This window comes from Verrucomicrobiota bacterium, assembly GCA_016871675.1.
Lineage (GTDB): Bacteria > Verrucomicrobiota > Verrucomicrobiia > Limisphaerales > VHCN01 > VHCN01.
The window spans coordinates 17,991-35,166 of the sequence record VHCN01000008.1 but is presented as its reverse complement, the minus strand read 5'-3'; the positions used below and the strand labels follow the sequence as shown (position 1 = coordinate 35,166).

The following is a 17,176-nucleotide window of genomic DNA, read 5'->3' as shown; positions in this document are numbered from 1 at the left end:
TCACTTCTTATCCGACAGGCCGGTCGAGGATTCGACTCAAAAATCTCCCCGTGTGACTCTCGGTCACGCGCGCCACGGCCTCGGGCGGGCCTTCGGCCACGATGCGCCCGCCGCCTTCGCCGCCCTCGGGGCCGAGGTCAATCAGCCAGTCGGCGCACTTGATCACGTCGAGGTTGTGCTCGATGACGAGCAACGTGTTGCCCGGGGCGCGCAGCTTGAAGAGCACTTCAAGCAGCTTGCTCACATCGTGGAAATGCAGGCCCGTGGTCGGCTCGTCGAGGATGTAGAGCGTGCGGCCCGTCTGCTTGCGAGCGAGTTCGGCGGCGAGCTTCACCCGCTGCGCCTCGCCGCCCGAGAGGGTTGTGGCCTGCTGGCCGAGGCGCACGTAGCCGAGCCCGACCTCGGCGAGCGTGAGGCACGGCTCATAGACTTGCGGCACCGCGCGGAAAAACGTCACCGCCTCGTCCACCGTCATGTCGAGCACGTCGGCGATGTTCATGCCCTTGTAGGCGATCTCGAGCGTCTCGCGGTTGTAGCGCCGGCCCGCGCACGCCTCGCACGTGACATACACCGGCGGCAGGAAATGCATCTCGATCTTGATGAGCCCGTCGCCCTCGCACTTTTCGCAGCGGCCGCCCTTCACGTTGAAGCTGAACCGCCCCGCGTCGTAGCCGCGCACCTTGGCGGCCGGCATCTTCGAGAAGAGGTCGCGGATGGTGTTGAACATGCCGGTGTAGGTCGCCGGGTTGCTGCGCGGCGTGCGGCCGATGGGCGACTGGTCAATGACGATGACCTTGTCGAGCTGACCGGCGCCGCGCAGTTCGCGGTGCGCGCCGGGGCGTTCCTTCGAGCCGAACCACTGCCGGAACAGCGCGCGTTGCAGGATGTCCACCACGAGCGTGCTCTTGCCGCTGCCGCTCACACCGGTCACGCATGTGAGCATGCCGAGCGGAATGCGCGCGTCCACGTTCTTCAGGTTGTTCTCCGTCGCGCCGAGGACTTCGAGCCAGCCGCGCTCGCGCGCCGGGGCGACGCGTTTGCGCGGGACGGCGATGCTGAGTTCGCCCTTGAGATAACGGCCCGTGAACGAGCGCGGGGACGAGAGGATGTCATCGAGCGCGCCCTGCGCGACGAGTTCGCCGCCGCGCACGCCGGCGCCGGGGCCGAGGTCGAGGATGTGATCCGCGCGGCGGATGGTGTCCTCGTCGTGCTCGACGACGAGCACGGTGTTGCCGAGGTTGCGAAGCCCTTCGAGCGTGGCGAGCAGGCGCTCGTTGTCGCGCTGGTGCAGGCCGATGCTCGGCTCGTCGAGGATGTAGATGACGCCGACCAACCCCGCGCCGATTTGCGTCGCCAGGCGGATGCGCTGCGCTTCGCCGCCCGACAGCGTGCCGCTCTCGCGGTCGAGCGTAAGGTAGCCGAGGCCGACGTTGCGCAGGAAACCGAGCCGGGCGCGGATTTCCCTGATGAGCTCGCCCGCGATCTTCTGCTGGAACTCCGACAACGCGAGCGAGCTGAAAAAGCTGTCCGCCGCGCCCACCGACAGCGCGCAGACGTCCATGATGGAAAGGCCGGGGATCTTCGATTTCGTGTTTGGGATTTCGGATTTCGGATTTGCCGGGCCGGCGCCGGCGCCTGAATCCGCAATGGCCAGCGTCACCGCGAGCACCTCGGGCTTGAGCCGCTTCCCGCCGCACGCGTCGCAGTGTTCAGGGGCCATGAACGCCTTCAGCCGGTTGCGCGTGAACTCGCTTTCACTCTCCGCGTAGAGCCGCTCGAGATTCGGCAGCACGCCCTCGAACGCGCGCGTGACCTTGCTCGGCTTGCCCGCGCGCATGAAGTGAAAGCTGACCTCCGTCGCGCCCGTGCCGTGCAGCAGGGCCTCGCGGAACTCCGCGGGCAGCGCCTTGAACGGCGCCTCGAGGTCCACGCCGTAGTGCGACGCGAGCCCGCGCAGCAGTGCCTTGTAGTAGACGACCATCCGCTTGCCGCCGCGCCGCCACGGAAGCACCGCGCCGGCTTCGAGCGACTTCTCCGGGTCGGGCACGACGAGGCCGGGATCGAAGACGAGCTTCTGCCCAAGCCCGTGGCAGACCGGGCACGCGCCGAAGGGCGAGTTGAAGGAGAAATGCTTCGGCGTGGGCGTGTCGTAGCTTCGGCCTGTCGCGGGCGAATGCATGCGGTTGGAGTGGAGAGTCTCTCGCCAGATTGCCGGTGGCCGGTGGCCGGTGGCCGATGGGTTGGAACCGCTCGTGCCTTCAGTTTTGAACCTTGGACTTTGAACCTTGAAGTCCTCCTCCGGAACTTGGTCCAAGACCAGCACGCGGCCCTCGCCCCATTTGAGCGCCGTTTGCGCCGAGTCAGCGAGGCGAATGCGCACTTTGTCGTCGAGCACGAGGCGGTCCACGACCACGTCAATGTCGTGCTTGGCCTTCGGGTCGAGCTTCACGCGGATGTTGGCCGCGAGCTCGACGAATTCGCCGTCCACCCGCGCGCGCACGAAGCCCTCGCGGGCGAGCCGCTCGATCACGTCGCGGAACTCGCCGCGTCCGCCGCGCACGACGGGCGCGAGCAGCATCACCTTCGCGCGCGGCGGCAGCGCGAGGATCTTGTCCACGATCTCCGTGGTGCTCTGCGCGCGGATGGGCACGCCGGTCTCGGGGCAATGCGGCTGGCCGATGTGCGCGAAGAGCAGGCGGAGGTAATCGTAAATCTCGGTGGTGGTGGCGATGGTCGATCGCGGGTTGGAGCCCGAGCTGCGCTGCTCGATGGCGATGGTCGGCGAGAGGCCCTCGATGGTGTCCACGTCGGGCTTTTCGAGCTGGTCGAGGAACTGCCGCGCGTAAGCCGAGAGCGACTCGACGTATTTGCGCTGGCCCTCGGCGTAAAGCGTGTCGAACGCGAGCGAGGACTTGCCCGAGCCCGACAAGCCGGTGATGACCACCAGCTTGTCGCGCGGGATGGCGAGCGTGAGGTCCTTGAGGTTGTGCTGCCTCGCGCCACCGACTCGGATGAAGCCCTGCGTCATGTGCGAATTTCGTGATGACGGCGAAGGGAGAGCATAGCGGCGCGGCGCGTGGATGTCCGCAAGATTCTCCCGCGATGAGCGGGAACAATCCGCTCCGCGAGCCTTTTTCCTTGCCGCTCCGGGGGCTTTCCCGAACACTCCGCGCACAACAGACCCTCACGTATGAGTGTGCGACGACTTCCTGTTTACACTCTGGCTGACTGCTCCGGTTCCATGCAGGGCAACCCCATCGAATCCGTCAAGAGCGGCATCCGCGCGCTCCGCGACGAGCTGATGGGCGATCCCAGCGCGGTCGAGTGCGCCTCCCTGTCCGTGATCACCTTCGACAGCAACGCGCAGCAGGTCGTGCCGCTGACCGAGCTCGCGCAGTTCAACCCGCCCGACATCCGCGCGGTCGGCACCACGGCGTTTGGAGCGGCGCCCAAGCTCCTGCAAGACTGCGTCGAGCGCGAGGTGCAGAAGACCACGCCCGAGAAGAAAGGCGATTGGAAGCCGCTCGTGTTCATCTTCACCGGCGGCGCGCCGACGGATCGTTGGGACACTTCCGCCGCCGACCTCAAGGCGAAGCGCCCCGGCAACATCATCGCCGTCGCCTGCGGCGACCAGGCGGACGCGGACATCCTGAAGAATGTGACCGCGCCCGTGCTCGTGATGAAGGAGATGACGCCCGACGCGTTCAGGGCGTTCTTCAAGTGGGTCAGCGCCTCGCCCGCCGCGCCCGCCGAGGGCATCGCGCCGCCGCCGCCGCAGATTGTGATTCACCCGTGAGCTCAACACCGGCGCGCCGCGTGGCTCACCGCCGGCACCAACCGCCATGCCGCTAACCCGCGAGCAAGTCCTCGAAGAACGACAGCGCCTGAAGGAACAGTATGGCGAACTTTACGACTCGGTCGCGGCGCTGCTCTTCCGGCACGACCCCGTCGGCATCCGCTCCAGGCACAACCCCGACGAGTATGAGCCGGAAGTTGGCACCATCCTGCCGCGGCTGCGCGCCTGCCGGTCCGAGGCGGACGTCTGCCGCGTCGTGCATGAGGAGTTCGTGTGCTGGTTTGACGTCGGCACCGCAGGGCCGCCCGAACGCTACGCGCCCATCGCCGACGAAATCTGGCATCTGCTGCAGCGCATCGCCGCGGCGTGAGGCTCGCGCGGTTGCCGTCGTTTGCTCCCTGATTCGGCCGGGATGAACACCGATCGTCTCACTGCCGGTTCCGCCGCCAAGCCTGCCGAAGACAAGGCGGAGAAAAAGCCCGCCGCAGCCGACCCGGGCAAGGCGTCCGATACCGCGACGCCAGCCGCGACCGCGCCCGTCGCCCTGCTTGGCCCGTGTCTCGAACCGCTCTTTCTCAAGACATTCGTCGAGGCGTTGCATGCGCCGCAGCGACGCGCGAGCGCGAGCGAGTGGGAGAAGGCGTTGAGCAAGACGTTCGACCTCATTCATCCGTCGCCGGGCGGGCACGAGTGGTTCGTGCTGGCGCCGGGGATGCCGATGAACTGCCCGTTCACGGGGTCGCGCTTGACAGCGCCGGTGCCGTTCGCTGAATTTTACCGGGAGAAGAGCCCCGGGGAACGCGCGTTCAAGGCGGAAGGCCACTCGCTGACCATCTGGCACAACATGTATATCTACAAGTGGCACCTGTTCTCGAACGTGTCGCCACTGGACGCGGACCGCACGCCCCAGGGCTACTTCAGCTTTCACCAGGGCCGGTGGTGGCTCGTGAACCAGAGCGGCCACGACATGTGCATCATTGACGGCGCCTACGTGCGCCACGGCGAGCACGTCGAGATCGTGCCGGGTCTGCGCCTGCTGCTCTCGGAGGAACCCGGCGGACGCCTCGCCGCGTTCGACTTCATGCGGTCGTGAGCATGAAGAAGTGGTTTTACTTCCACGACGGCGCCGAGCACGGCCCGTGCACGGATCGCGAGATCATCCTAAAGATCAAGGCCGAGGAACTTTCCGCCAACGTGTTGATCCGGCGCGAGGACAGCGACGATTTCCTCCCCGCGTCGATGGTCATGCGCAAGGGGAAGTCGGGCGCAGCCGCAACGGGCCCGATCAGCTCCGGTCCGATCGATCCGCCGAAGGGCCCGGGCCCCATCAAGGTGACTCCCAAGTCGCCGTCGAAGCCCGCGGCGGCAAGCGCGCCGGTCCCGTCGGGGCAGCCCGCGCCGAAGGCTTACTCCAAACCCACCGCGCCCATCGACATCGAGTTCCACCCGCCCGCGAACAAGACGGGGCCCATCCGCGGCGCGGACTCGGGCGCTGCGGGCTTGCCGACGGGATTCCGCCCGCGCGCGGGCAAGCCGGACGCGTCGCCGGACACGCCCACCGGCGCGGGCAACGGTCGCAGCCGCGCGCGCTTCAACAGGCGGACGTTGATTGCGGGTTGCCTGCTCGTCGTTTGCGCGGTCGCGGCGGGAATTCTGTGGGGCGTGGTCTTGCCGAACCGCCGCATGGCCGAATCGGCCGCGGCAAAGGAAAAGGAAGAGGCCGAGGCACGCCGGCTCGCGGACGAGGCCCGGGCGCGCGAACGCGCCGACCAGCTCGCCAAGAAAGAGGCCGAGCAAAAGGCCGCGGCCGCGGCAAAGCCGAGGCGCGTGGAGCAGCTCTCCGAACTCGGCACCAGCTGGACGAACACGCTCGGGATGAAGTTCGTCCCCATCGTCGGCACCAAAGTCCTCTTTTGCGCGCACGAGACGCGCGTGATGGATTTCGCGAAGTTTATCGAGTCCACGCGGCGCGACTGGATACGGCCGCAGTTCGATCAGGGGCCGACGCATCCCGTGGTAAACGTGATGTGGGACGAGGCGATGGCCTTTGCGCGCTGGCTCACGGCGCGCGAACGCGTCTCCGGCCAGCTCGGCCCGCACGACGAATACCGGCTCCCCTCAGACCTCGGCTGGAGCGCGGCGGCCGGCATTCTGAAAGAGCCGGGCAGCACGCCCTCCGAGCGCAACAAGCGCACGCGCCGGTTGTATCCGTGGGGCACCAACTGGCCGCCCGCAGAGGCTTCGGGCAATTTCGCGCAGGGGTTGGGCCTGGACGGATTCGAGTTCACGGCGCCGGTGATGAGTTTTCCGCCGAATGAATTTGGCATTCACGACCTCGCCGGGAACGCAGCCGAATGGTGCCTCGACTGGATGGACAACTACCAGACCGCCCGCGCCGTGCGGGGCGGCTCGTATGCGGATGTTGCGTCGGACAACCTTCTCTCCTCGTTCCGCGGGAACAAGATCCCCGTGCGGCGCACTCCGGAGATCGGATTTCGCCTCGTCATTTACGTCGCCGAGGAGCAACCTGCGCCATCGCCTTGAAACGCCAGTGCCGTAACGAATCCGATCAACCTCCGTCTGACCACCCATGAAACGACTCGTGTTCCTCGCCGTCGCCATCCTCGCCCCCGCGACCACGCTCGCGCAACCGCGCGACAACCTCCTCACCGCCGACCGCGCCGAGGCCGTCGCGGCGGGGAGCTGGATCTACAACGACCTGCCGCGCGGATTCGCCGAGGCCGCGCGCACCGGCAAGCCCATGCTCGTGGTGTTCAGGTGAGTGCCCTGAGTGGACTGCCAGTCCTTTGACGAGCAGGTTGTTCGTCGCGATCCGAAAGTTCAGAAGCTCCTCGACCAGTTCGTGTGCGTGCGCATCGTGCAGGCAAACGGAATGGACCTCACCCTCTTCCAGTTCGACTACGACCTCACCTTTGCCGCGTTCATGCTGAACGCCGACCGCACCATCTACGGCCGATACGCCTCGCGCACGGGCCGCCGGCAGGCCTCGCAGGCGACGGGCATCGAGAGCTTCGGCAAGGCGCTCGAGGCCGCGCTGGAAATCCACAAGGGCTACCCGGCCAACAAACCCTCGCTCCTTGGCAAGCAGCCCCTGCCCGTCAGCCGCAAGGTGCCGGAGGATTATCCGTCGCTCGCCGCGAAATTTGGGCGCCCGGGCGAACGCCCGGTTGTCGGCGACCGCAACTGCATCCACTGCCATCAGATTTCGCAGGCGCAGAAGCGCGAGCACGAGGGTGCCAAGCGCGACATGCCGCTGGCGCTCAAGCTGCCGTATCCCATGCCCGAGGTGTTCGGACTCGGCCTGGATCCCAAGCAGAAGGCACGAGTCTCCCGCGTCCGGGACGACACGACCGCCGCGCGCGACGGCTTCAAGGTCGGCGATGACATCCTCACCCTCGAAGGACAGCCCATCCTGAGCATCGCGGACATCCAATGGGTCACGCACAACGCAATCGCCCCGACGAAGTTGAAGGCCGACGTGCTGCGCGCAGGCAAACGCATCACCCTTCCGCTGACCCTCGCGGCCGATTGGCGCAAGCCGCCGAAATGATGGGGAGCGTTTTCGGTTTTCAACGGTGAGGGTTCGGTTCAGACAACTTGAGCGACGACGATGGCGTGCCCGACTGAACTCTGAATACTCCCCCCACTCAAATGCCTTGCCAGGAAACCGCCCGCAACACGTAATCCCGCCATGCTCCAACGCACCATCCTCCTCACGGGCCTGCTGCTCGCCGGCACGGGCGCACTCGACGCCGCCGAGAACCGCCTCGAACGCGTCCAAAAAGACCGCGCCGACGTGACCGCCGGCGGCCTCTGGGTTTACAACGACCTCAACCAGGGCTTCGCCGAGGCGCGCCGCACGGGCAAGCCGCTCGCCATCGTCTTCCGGTGAGTGCCCTGAGTGGAGTGCCGCGGCATTGACGACCAGTTGGTCCGTCACGACCCGAAAATCCAGTCACTGATGAAGGAGTTCGTCGGCGTGCGCGTGGTGCAATTCAACGGCACCGACCTGGCGCGGTTCCAGTTCGACTACGACCAGACGTTCGCGATGTTCTTCATGAACGCCGACGGCACCATCTACGGCCGCTTCGGCACGCGCTCGGACATGAAGAAAGCCGACCGGGAGATCTCGATCGACGGACTCGGCAAAACGCTCGCGGCCGCGCTCGAATTGCACAAGGGCTACCCGGCGAACCAGTCGGCGTTCGTTGCGAAGACCGGTCCCGCGCCGCGCTTCAGCCGGCCCGAGCAATACCCGTCGCTCAAAGGCCGCTACCAGGCCACGCTCGACGCCGCCAAGCCCGTGCAAAGCTGCATGCACTGCCACCAGCCGCTCGAGGCCGAACGCAAGATGTTCCGCGCCGCGGGCCAGCCGATTCCCGAGGAGATTCTTCACACGTGGCCGATGCCGGATGTCGTCGGCTTGAGCCTCGATCCAAAGGAGAAGGCAAAAGTGCGCCGCGTCATCCCCGGCTCCACCGCGGAGAAGGACGGCTTCAAGGCGGGCGACGAAATCACCTCGCTCGGCGGCCAACCCATCATCTCGATCGCCGACGTGCAGTTCGTGATGCAGTTCGCGAAGACGCCCGCACGGTTGAACGCCGAGGTTCTTCGCGGCGGCAAGAAGACCCCGCTCATGCTCACGCTTGATGCGGGCTGGCGGCGGGTTAGTGATTTTGGATGGCGCGTCAGCTCGTGGGACCTGCGCCGGATGGCGACGGGCGGCTTGAAGGTGGACGCGCTCGCCGGCGAAGCGCTCGCGAAGGCCGGCCTTGGCGCCGACAAGCTCGCGCTCGAGATCAAACACGCCGGCGAATACGGCGAGCACGCCGCCGCGAAGAACGCCGGCTTCCGCAAGGGAGACATCATCGTGGCCATCGACGGCCGGACGCGCCGCATGACGGAGGCCGAGTGGCTGGCCTACCTGCTCACCAAGCCCGCGGGCTCGAAGATTCCCGCGACGGTCCTGCGCGGCGGCCAGCGCGTCGAGCTTCAGTTGCCCACGCAACAGTGACCGCGCCCGTTACTCCCTGATCACGCCCTTGTTGAGCAGCTTGTTGAGCTTTGGCGTGATCACGACGGCGCAATAAGAATTCCGGTTCTTGTTCAGGTTGTAGTAATTCTGGTGGTAGCCCTCCGCGACGTAGAAGTTCTTCAACGGCGCGATCTCCGTCACGATGGGAACGCGCCAGTCGGGTTGGGCCCGCTTCGTCGCGGCCTCGGCGGCGGCCTTCTGCGCGTCGTCGGCGTAGAAAATGCACGAGCGATACTGCGGTCCCGAGTCCGCCCCCTGCCGGTTCAACGTGGTCGGATCGTGTGAAAGGAAGAACACGTCGAGCACGGTTCCGAGGGGCACGACGGCCGGATCAAACTCCACCTGCACGACTTCCGCGTGGCCGGTGTTCTTCTCGGAAATCTGCTCGTAGGTCGGGTTCGGCACGTGGCCACCGGAATAACCGGACACGACTTTCGTCACGCCCGGGAGTCGCTGCAACACCGCCTCGACGCACCAGAAACACCCGCCGCCCACGACTATTTTCTGCGTCGGCCCGGCGGCAACGGGTGCGGCCACCGCGTCTGCGTTCGTTGCGGCAGGCGCGGCGGTGGCCGGTGCGGAAGGCTTGGAGGATGTGGTGGATGTTGGTTCGGTATTCACAGGTGCGGTGGTGGGCGCGCAACCCGCGAGCACCGGACCGAGGACGGCGAGCGCGAGGAGCCACGGGCGTTTCATGCGCTGAGTAAACACCAGCCCGCCCGCATGCGGATAGCCCAAACTGGCCTCGCGGCCAGCAGGATTTGAGATGCGCACCGTGCCGGTGACGCTGCACCTCACCTCACGATTCTATGGAGAAAACCCGATGGAACCGGTCGCTCGACGCGGCAGCTCGCTGTCGCTGACGGCGCTCAATGCCGGCGGGCACCGCCCACGCGCGCGGGGGAAATGTGCGCGCGGCCGTTCAAGGGCTGGCCCGTGCGCGCCCGGCCCGGCGGGACTCCTCGCGCACGATGTGTCCCTCGAACACGCCATCCGTCTGTGTCGTCCAGAATCCATGCAAATACCCGGCCGTGCCGCGCTCCTCGTCGCGTTCATCCTTGTGAGCCCATCCGGCGTATTCGCCGAGGACTGGCCCGGCTGGCGCGGTCCGCGGGGCGACGGTTCGAGTTCCGAGAAGACCGTGCCGGTGAAGTGGAGCGCCACCGAGAACATCGCCTGGAAAACCCCGATCACCGGCGGCGGCCACGCCTCGCCCATCGTGTGGGGCGACCGCGTATTCACCGTCACGGCCGTGGCGGAGACGGAAGGCCGCGACCTCGTCTGCCTGGATCGCAAGTCAGGCCGCGTGATTTGGCAGAAGACCGTCATCACCTCGCCCTTCGAGCGGAAGCACAAACTCAACAGCCACGCGTCGAGCACGCCCGCAACCGACGGCAAGCTGGTCTATGTCGCGTTCCTCGACGTGCGTGACATGGTCGTGGCGGCCTACGATTTCGAGGGCAACCCGAAGTGGCTTGTGCGGCCGGGCGCGTTCAGCAGCGTGCATGGCTTCTGCAGTTCACCGGTCATCTACAAGGACAAGCTCATTGTGAACGGCGACCACGACGGCGCTTCCTACATCGTCGCCCTCGACCGCGCGACGGGCGCGACGGCCTGGAAAACGCCGCGCGCCAACAAGACCCGCAGTTATTGCGTGCCGATCATCCGCGAGTTGAGCGGCCGCACGCAGATGATCCTGTCCGGGGACAAGTCCGTCGCCAGCTACAACCCCGACACGGGGAAGCTGCACTGGATCCTCGACGGCCCCACCGAGCAATGGGTCGCGAGCATCGTCTACAACCCGCGCGCGGACCTGCTCTTCGTCACCGGCGGCTTTCCCGATCACCACATCTTCGGCCTGCGCCACAACGGCAGCGGGCTCATTGGCGAGAAGGAGTTCGCATGGCACCACACCCGGCCGTCGTGGGTCAGCTATGTGCCGTCGCCAATCAGCGAGGGGGATTACTTCCTGATCGTTAGCGACCAGGGCTACGCCTGCTGTTTCAACGCGAAGACCGGCGAGTTGAAGTGGGACCAGAAGCTCGGCGCGCACCACGCGTCACTCGTGTCGGCCAACGGACTCGTCTATTTCATCGCGGACAACGGCGTGACAACGGTGGTGAAACCCGGCCCCGCTTACGAAGCCGTCGCGACAAACCCGCTCGGCGCACAGGTGTTCGCGTCGCCCGCAATCAGCAATGGACAGATCTTCATCCGCGGCGACAAGCACCTGTTCGCCATCGGCAAGAAATAGTGTCGGCCTCGGTGCCGGTGCGCGCTGATTCGTGACCGCCTGCTGGATGAACTCGCGCACGGGAAGGAACTCCGGCAGCGCGGCGAGGTTCTGTTTCCGTTGTGGTCTGCTCCCGGATGACGTGGTTCAGTTATCGCGAGACGGATGCAGCAGCTTCTTCATTTGCTCCGTCGTCTTCGCGTGCTTCGGGTCTTTGGCGAGGTTGTTCCACTCGCGCGGGTCGGCGGCGTGGTCGTAAAGCTCGGCGCCTTCGCGGCCTTCATCCCACTCGGTGTAGCGCCAGCGCTCGGTGCGGACGCTCCGGCCCATGAAGGTTTTCTTCGCCGGGTCCACGGTCACGGTCAGGCTTGTCTCGGCGTTGCGCGTGACTTGCGTGAAGGCGGGCTTGTCCCACGGTGCGTTCACGTCGTAGAGCAGCGGGCGCAGGCTGCGGCCTTCGAGCTTCGCGGGCGCGGGCAGGCGGCAGAGGTCCGCGACGGTGGGATGCAGGTCCACCAACTCGACGGTGCGCCCGCACGCGCGGCCGGTGGCCTTCGCGCCGGGCGCGGCGAGGATGAGCGGCACGCGCGCGGATTCCTCGAAGAGGCTGCGCTTCTGCCACTGGCCGCCGTGCTCGCCAAGCAGCCAGCCGTGGTCGCTGTGGAAGACGACGATGGTGTGGTCGCGCAGCTTGAGGCGGTCGAGCGCCGCAAGCACGCGGCCGACCTGCGCGTCCATCAAGCTCACGCTCGCGTAGTAGGCGCGGAGGAAAACGAGAAGCTGCTCCTCGGGCACACCGTAGCTCGGCGGCTTGACCAGCAGCGCGGCGGGCGGGATGCCGGCGAGGTGGTCCTTCGGTTCCCTCGGGAGCTGCACCTTGCCGGGGGCGTGCAGCGCGAAGTAATTCGCGCTCGCAAGCACCGGCACGTGCGGGCGGAAAAACCCGCAGCCGATGAAAAACGGCTTGTCCGGTTGCGCGGCGTGTTGGTCGAGGAGCTTGATGACCTCCGTGGCGATGAGGCCGTCGGTGTGGTCCTCGCCGTTGCCCTGCGTCTCGCGCCACGCGAGCGCGGCGCCGAGCCCGATCTTGGGGGTGAAGTTGATGAGGTCGGCCTCCTCGTCCTTGTCGCGGCCCTTCGGGTTGATGGTCCGCTGCCACGACGGCGCGTCGTCGAAGCCGTCCGTGCCGATTTGCGCGGGCACGCCGTAGTGATAGAGCTTGCCGACGCGCGTCACGCGGTAGCCGGCATGCTGAAACGTCTGCCCCACGGACTGCGCGTCGGGAACGGCCTTCCGGAAGTGTGTGACGTTCTCAAGGACGCGCGTGGTGTCGGGCCGCAAGCCGGTCATGAACGACGCGCGCGACGGGTTGCACAGGGGATACTGGCAATACGCGCGGTCGAACTTCACGCCGCGCCTGGCGAGCGCGTCAATGTTCGGCGAGTGCGCGAGCGCGTCGCCGTAGCAGCCGAGCCGCGTGTTCAAGTCGTCGGCGACAATCCACAGGACGTTGGGCTTGGGCGGCGCGGCGGCGGTTCGCGGCGCGACGTGGAGCATCAACACGAGCAGCAGCACAGCTCGCCCTGCGAGCGTGGCCGGGGCGCGGAACGGATCGAGGGGATTCATCGAGCGCAGTTTCTACCGCGCACGGAACGCGATGCAACGCCAAGTTTGGGAGGCCCGGGTCGCCCGCCCCGGTAACTTCACATTGCGTGTCTCCGTCTCTCGCGGGAGACTTCTCCCGAATCATGAAACCCCGCCTCTGCATTGCCACGCTCGCCTGCGCTCTCGCGTTTCCCGCATCGGCCGCCGATTCACCCGGGCAAGGCTCCAAGCCCAACGTGCTCTTCATCGCGGTGGACGATCTCAATCATTGGGTCGGCTATCTCGGCCGCAATCCGCAGACGAAGACGCCGAACATTGACGCGCTCGCCAAACGCGGCGTGCGCTTCACGCGCAGCTACTGCGCCGCGCCGGTCTGCAATCCGTCGCGCGCCGCGTTGATGTCGGGGCTGCGGCCGTTCACCAGCGGCGTGTATGACAACGGCAACGACTGGCGCACCGTCATCACGCCGGACCTGCCGATGACGACGGCCTTCCGCAAGGCCGGCTACTTCGTCGCGGGCGCGGGGAAGATTTACCACGGCGCCTACGAGCGGTTCAGCGAGTGGGACGACTATCTCCGGAACGAGGGCGGAGGCCGCGCGGAGCCGAAGCTTTCGGCGAAGGCGAAGAACGACGGCGTCGGCGGCATCAAGTTCGCGCCTCTCGACTGCGAGGATGCTGCGCTGCCCGATTACCGGATCACCGACTACGGCATCGCGCAACTCGGCAAGAAGCACGACAAGCCGTTCTTCCTCGCCGTCGGATTGCACAAGCCGCACATGCCATGGAACGTGCCGCAGAAGTATTACGACATGTTCCCGCTCGACACGATCCAGTTGCCGCCGCACAGCGCGGGCGACCTGGCGGACGTGCCGCCCGGCGGCGTGCGCATGGCCAAGCCCGAGGGCGACCACAAGGCCATCCTCGAGTCCGGCCGCTGGAAGGAAGCCGTGCAGGGCTACCTCGCCGCGATCGCCTATTGCGACATGAACATCGGCCGGCTCATCGCCGCGCTCGACAAGTCCGCCTACAAGGACAACACGATCATCTGCTTCTGGGGCGACCACGGCTGGCACCTCGGCGAGAAGGAGCACTGGCGCAAGTTCGCGTTGTGGGAGGAGGCCACGCGCGCGCCGCTCATCTGGGTCGCGCCCGGCCTCACCAAGCGCGACAGCGTCTGCGACCGCACCGTGGATTTCATGTCCATCTACCCCACGCTCACCGACCTCTGCGGCATCCCGACCCCGAAGCACGTCGAGGGGCCGAGCCTCCGCGCGCTGCTCGCGGACCCGAAGGCCGCGTGGGACAGGCCCGGAATCACGACCTTTCGCTACATGAACCACGGCATCCGCACCGAGGGTTGGCGCTACATCCGCTACGCCGATGGCGGCGAGGAACTCTACGACGAAACGAAAGACCCGCTCGAATGGACCAATCTCGCGCAGCAGCCGGAGTTCGCCGGGAAGAAGGCCGAACTCGCGCAACACCTTCCGAAGGACAACAAGGCCGACATCGGCCCGGCCGCAGGCAAGGGTGAAGGCGAGGCGAAGAAAAAGAAGGCGAAGCAAGAATGACCAGTGACGCAATCACCAATGCCAATGAACGGCCGGATGACGACGTTGATGCCTGACTCACGGATTCGAGCGCGTTCTACGACATGGCTCCTCCGGCCATGGGTCATTGCGTCATTGGTCATTGGTCACTTCTGCGCCCAGCCGCTTCGCGCCGCGGACAAGCCGCTCAATCTCCTCTTCATCACCGCCGACGACATGAACGCCGACTCGTCCGGCTGGATGGGCTGCAAGCTCGGCACGACGCCGAACCTCGACGCCTTCGCCGCGACCGCGCACCAGTTCGTCAACAACCACGTCACCGTGCCCATCTGCCAGCCGGGGCGCTCGGCGTTCATGACCGGACGCGTGCCGCACCGCAACGGCGCGCTCGGCTTCCATCCCGTCAAGCCCGGCACGCCCACGCTCCCCAGCGTGCTCAAGGCCGCGGGCTACTTCACGGGCGTCATTGACAAGCACGCGCACATGAAGCCCGACGCGGAGTTCCCGTGGGACGTGAAGCTCGGCGGCTCGGGCAAGCATCCGGCGCTGTTCCAGGAGCACGTCGAGCAACTGCTCAAGGCCGCGGCCGAAGCGAAAAAGCCGTTCTTCCTCAACGCCAACATCACCGACCCGCACCGGCCCTTCTACGCGAGCGAGCAACTCGCCGCGCAGCAGGCGAAGATGAACAAGAAGTCCGAACTGCGCGCGGGCGAAGGCTCCACCCAGCCGTTCACGCCCGAGGAAGTCACCGTGCCGTCGTTCCTCGAGGACATCCCACAAGTGCGCCGCGAGGTCGCACAGTATTACAGCAGTGTGCGGCGATTCGACGCGAGCTTCGGCGGCGCGCTCGCCGCGCTCCGGGCCGCCGGGCGCGAGGCGGACACCCTCGTCATCTTCCTCAGCGACCACGGCATGTCGTTTCCCTTCTCGAAGGCCACGGTCTATCGCAACGGCACATGGGTGCCCGTGCTCGTGCGGTGGCCGGCGATGGGCAAGCCGCAGCGGCGCGAGGAATTCGTCAGCAGCGTGGACATCCTGCCCACGCTGCTCGACGTGCTGAAGGTCGCGCCCCCCGCGAGTCTGGACGGCCGCTCATGGCTGCCGCTGCTGCGCGGCGAGACGCAACCCGGCCGCGACTTCGTCATCACGCACGTCAACTCCGTGAGCAGCGGCAAGAGCTTCCCGCAGCGCTGCGTCCGGACAAAGGACTTCAGCTACCAGTTCCACGCGTGGCCCGACGGCACGCCGCACTTCCGCGTCGAGGCGATGAACGGGCTGACCTTCGCCGCGATGTCGAAGGCCGCCGGGAGCGACGCGCGGATCAAGTCGCGCGTGGAGCAACTGCAAGTCGGCGTGCCCGAGCAGTTCTTCGACCTCCGGACCGACCCGGACGAGCGCGTGAACCTCATCGCCGGGCGGAAGCACGAGGCCGAAATCGCGCGGCTGAAGAAGCTCCTGCTTGCGCACATGGAGAAGACCGACGACCCGCAGTTGGAGAACTTCCGCAAACTGGCGAAGTGACGGACGTTCGACGCCGGTCACGCGCGCACGTCACGGCCCGGCTCGGGTTGCACGATGCGCAGCTTCGGATGCCTTCGCCGCAACTGTCCTTCAAACCACCGCCGCGCAGGCGCGTCGCCGTGGCCGAGCAACACCGTGTGCGGCGCGACTTTGCCCACGAAGCCAAGCAGGTCCTCGCGCTGAGCGTGAGCCGTGAGATCGAAGCCGTCCATCTCGCACTCACGCGTGAGCACGCCCGTCGCGTCGCTGAACCGGAACGGCTGGCCCGGCTTGCTCGCCTTCAGGCGGCCGCCCGGCGTGTCAGGGTCCGCGTAGCCGACAAAGAAAATCCCGTGGCGTCGCGCGGGCATCATGCGCGCGGCGAGGTCGTGTGCGGCGGTGTGCTCGCTCATCATGCCGGCCGTGACGACGAAGAGCTGTCCCGGCGCGAGCCGCATCTCCGCGGCCTGCCCGCGTTCGAGCACCTGCAAGTCGAGCGCCACGTCGAGCTGCAACCCGGGGTGATGCCGGTGCGTGCGCGGCGCCTCGAGATCATAAACCTCGGTGAAGACGCGCCCGAGCCCGCCGATGAAAACCGGCTGGCGGCGCAGCCGGCCCGCGCGCATCCACAGGGCGAGTTGCGCGAGGATCTCCTGCGTGCGGCCCAGCGCAAACGCCGGGATGAGCACGCAGCCTTTGCGCGCGAACACACCCTCAATCGCGCGGCAGAGCCGCTCCACCTCGCGCTCGCGCGTGAAGCCCTTCGGCTTCGGATGGTTGCCGCGCGTGGTCTCGAGAATGAGCACCCCGGCCTTCACGCCGTCGAACCGTGCGCGGCGGAGCAGGGTCTGGTCGTGGAAACACACATCGCCCGAGTAAAAGAGCGTCTCCTTGCGCCCGCGCACCAGCACCCCGGCCGACCCGAGGGCGTGACCGGCGTCGAAAAACTCGAGCGTCGGCGACGGCGTCGGGTTGCGGCCCTTGCGCGGCGCGCCCCACTCGATTTCACGGTTGTAGCGGACGCCTTGAAACGACGGCGCGATCGCATCCACTTCGCGGTGCGAGAAGAGCGGCGGCGTCCGCCGTCCGGTTTCCTCGGCCTGGCGTTCCATGACGTTCACGGAGTTGTGCAGCACGCGTTCGGCGATGAAGTAACTCAGTCCCGTCATGAGCACGCGCGCGCGCGGATGCTCGCGCACGGCCACGGGCAGCGAGCCCACGTGGTCGTGATGGCAGTGCGAGATGACGATCGCGTCGAGGTCGGCGTCACGGATATGCCTGTAGAGCGGGAGGCTGGCGCGGCCCTCGTGTTTGGGATGGACCCCGGCGTCCAGCAGCAGCCGGTGACCGTCCATCTCCACGAACCACGCGCTCGCGCCGATGTCCGTGTCCGGGTTCAGGTTCAGGATGCGCACGGGCGGGACGCTATCCGA

The 17,176-nt window shown here is 66.8% G+C and carries 15 protein-coding genes; 11 read left to right on the top strand and 4 right to left on the bottom strand.

The genetic code is table 11. The annotated features are described in order from the left end of the window. Positions 1-7 precede the first annotated feature (7 nt). Positions 8-3,028, bottom strand: a complete 3,021-nt coding sequence (uvrA, locus tag FJ386_03255) for an excinuclease ABC subunit UvrA (GenBank protein ID MBM3875719.1) — start codon at positions 3,026-3,028, stop codon at positions 8-10. Positions 3,029-3,196: 168 nt separating this feature from the next. On the opposite strand from uvrA, the gene FJ386_03250 reads away from it, so the two are divergent. The 8 genes from FJ386_03250 to FJ386_03215 all read left to right on the top strand — a co-directional run bounded on the left by FJ386_03250 (position 3,197) and on the right by FJ386_03215 (position 8,831). Then, positions 3,197-3,796 (top strand): VWA domain-containing protein, encoded by a 600-nt coding sequence (locus FJ386_03250; protein MBM3875718.1) that lies wholly within the window; start codon positions 3,197-3,199, stop codon positions 3,794-3,796. 88 nt (positions 3,797-3,884) lie between these two features. Beyond that, the gene (locus tag FJ386_03245) at positions 3,885-4,166 is read left to right on the top strand and encodes a hypothetical protein (GenBank protein ID MBM3875717.1); all 282 of its coding nucleotides are present in this window, start codon (positions 3,885-3,887) and stop codon (positions 4,164-4,166) included. Positions 4,167-4,208: 42 nt separating this feature from the next. Then, positions 4,209-4,889: a hypothetical protein gene (locus FJ386_03240; GenBank protein ID MBM3875716.1), complete on the top strand. Its 681-nt coding sequence runs from the start codon at positions 4,209-4,211 to the stop codon at positions 4,887-4,889. Further along, entirely contained in the window at positions 4,886-6,340 is a 1,455-nt protein-coding gene (locus FJ386_03235; GenBank protein ID MBM3875715.1) for a hypothetical protein, read from the top strand. Before FJ386_03240 ends, FJ386_03235 begins: the two co-directional genes overlap by 4 nt. A 46-nt stretch (positions 6,341-6,386) precedes the next feature. Next, positions 6,387-6,578, top strand: coding sequence for a hypothetical protein (locus tag FJ386_03230; GenBank protein MBM3875714.1), 192 nt, complete (start codon positions 6,387-6,389; stop codon positions 6,576-6,578). A gap of 9 nt (positions 6,579-6,587) precedes the next feature. Then, a complete protein-coding gene (locus FJ386_03225) occupies positions 6,588-7,367 on the top strand; it encodes a PDZ domain-containing protein (protein ID MBM3875713.1) in 780 nt (259 codons plus the stop codon). Positions 7,368-7,508: 141 nt separating this feature from the next. After that, complete coding sequence (locus FJ386_03220) at positions 7,509-7,709, top strand: hypothetical protein (GenBank protein MBM3875712.1); 201 nt, start codon at positions 7,509-7,511, stop codon at positions 7,707-7,709. A gap of 69 nt (positions 7,710-7,778) precedes the next feature. Next, positions 7,779-8,831 carry a PDZ domain-containing protein gene (locus FJ386_03215; protein ID MBM3875711.1) on the top strand — a complete coding sequence of 351 codons (1,053 nt, stop codon included), beginning with the start codon at positions 7,779-7,781 and terminating at the stop codon, positions 8,829-8,831. Between the two features lie 9 nt (positions 8,832-8,840). On the opposite strand, the gene msrA is transcribed toward FJ386_03215, so the two are convergent. Beyond that, positions 8,841-9,548: a peptide-methionine (S)-S-oxide reductase MsrA gene (msrA, locus tag FJ386_03210; protein MBM3875710.1), complete on the bottom strand. Its 708-nt coding sequence runs from the start codon at positions 9,546-9,548 to the stop codon at positions 8,841-8,843. A gap of 319 nt (positions 9,549-9,867) precedes the next feature. Here msrA and FJ386_03205 point away from each other — a divergent pair, with 319 nt between their 5' ends. Further along, a complete protein-coding gene (locus FJ386_03205) occupies positions 9,868-11,106 on the top strand; it encodes a serine/threonine protein kinase (GenBank protein MBM3875709.1) in 1,239 nt (412 codons plus the stop codon). Between the two features lie 126 nt (positions 11,107-11,232). On the opposite strand, the gene FJ386_03200 is transcribed toward FJ386_03205, so the two are convergent. Beyond that, complete coding sequence (locus tag FJ386_03200; GenBank protein MBM3875708.1) at positions 11,233-12,711, bottom strand: sulfatase; 1,479 nt, start codon at positions 12,709-12,711, stop codon at positions 11,233-11,235. Positions 12,712-12,833: 122 nt separating this feature from the next. Between FJ386_03200 and FJ386_03195 the strand changes: the two genes are divergently transcribed. Continuing rightward, positions 12,834-14,264 (top strand): sulfatase, encoded by a 1,431-nt coding sequence (locus FJ386_03195; protein MBM3875707.1) that lies wholly within the window; start codon positions 12,834-12,836, stop codon positions 14,262-14,264. Positions 14,265-14,282: 18 nt separating this feature from the next. Further along, positions 14,283-15,764: a sulfatase gene (locus FJ386_03190; GenBank protein MBM3875706.1), complete on the top strand. Its 1,482-nt coding sequence runs from the start codon at positions 14,283-14,285 to the stop codon at positions 15,762-15,764. Positions 15,765-15,781: 17 nt separating this feature from the next. On the opposite strand, the gene FJ386_03185 is transcribed toward FJ386_03190, so the two are convergent. Continuing rightward, complete coding sequence (locus FJ386_03185; protein MBM3875705.1) at positions 15,782-17,158, bottom strand: MBL fold metallo-hydrolase; 1,377 nt, start codon at positions 17,156-17,158, stop codon at positions 15,782-15,784. Positions 17,159-17,176: the final 18 nt, after the last annotated feature.

Coding starts and splice junctions, on each gene's coding strand:
- FJ386_03215 (MBM3875711.1), top strand. CDS start 7,779: ATGAAGGAGTTCGTCGGCGTGCGCGTGGTGCAATTCAACGGCACCGAC.
- FJ386_03200 (MBM3875708.1), bottom strand. CDS start 12,711: ATGAATCCCCTCGATCCGTTCCGCGCCCCGGCCACGCTCGCAGGGCGA.
- uvrA (MBM3875719.1), bottom strand. CDS start 3,028: ATGACGCAGGGCTTCATCCGAGTCGGTGGCGCGAGGCAGCACAACCTC.
- FJ386_03230 (MBM3875714.1), top strand. CDS start 6,387: ATGAAACGACTCGTGTTCCTCGCCGTCGCCATCCTCGCCCCCGCGACC.
- FJ386_03240 (MBM3875716.1), top strand. CDS start 4,209: ATGAACACCGATCGTCTCACTGCCGGTTCCGCCGCCAAGCCTGCCGAA.
- FJ386_03190 (MBM3875706.1), top strand. CDS start 14,283: ATGCCAATGAACGGCCGGATGACGACGTTGATGCCTGACTCACGGATT.
- FJ386_03195 (MBM3875707.1), top strand. CDS start 12,834: ATGAAACCCCGCCTCTGCATTGCCACGCTCGCCTGCGCTCTCGCGTTT.
- msrA (MBM3875710.1), bottom strand. CDS start 9,548: ATGAAACGCCCGTGGCTCCTCGCGCTCGCCGTCCTCGGTCCGGTGCTC.
- FJ386_03220 (MBM3875712.1), top strand. CDS start 7,509: ATGCTCCAACGCACCATCCTCCTCACGGGCCTGCTGCTCGCCGGCACG.
- FJ386_03205 (MBM3875709.1), top strand. CDS start 9,868: ATGCAAATACCCGGCCGTGCCGCGCTCCTCGTCGCGTTCATCCTTGTG.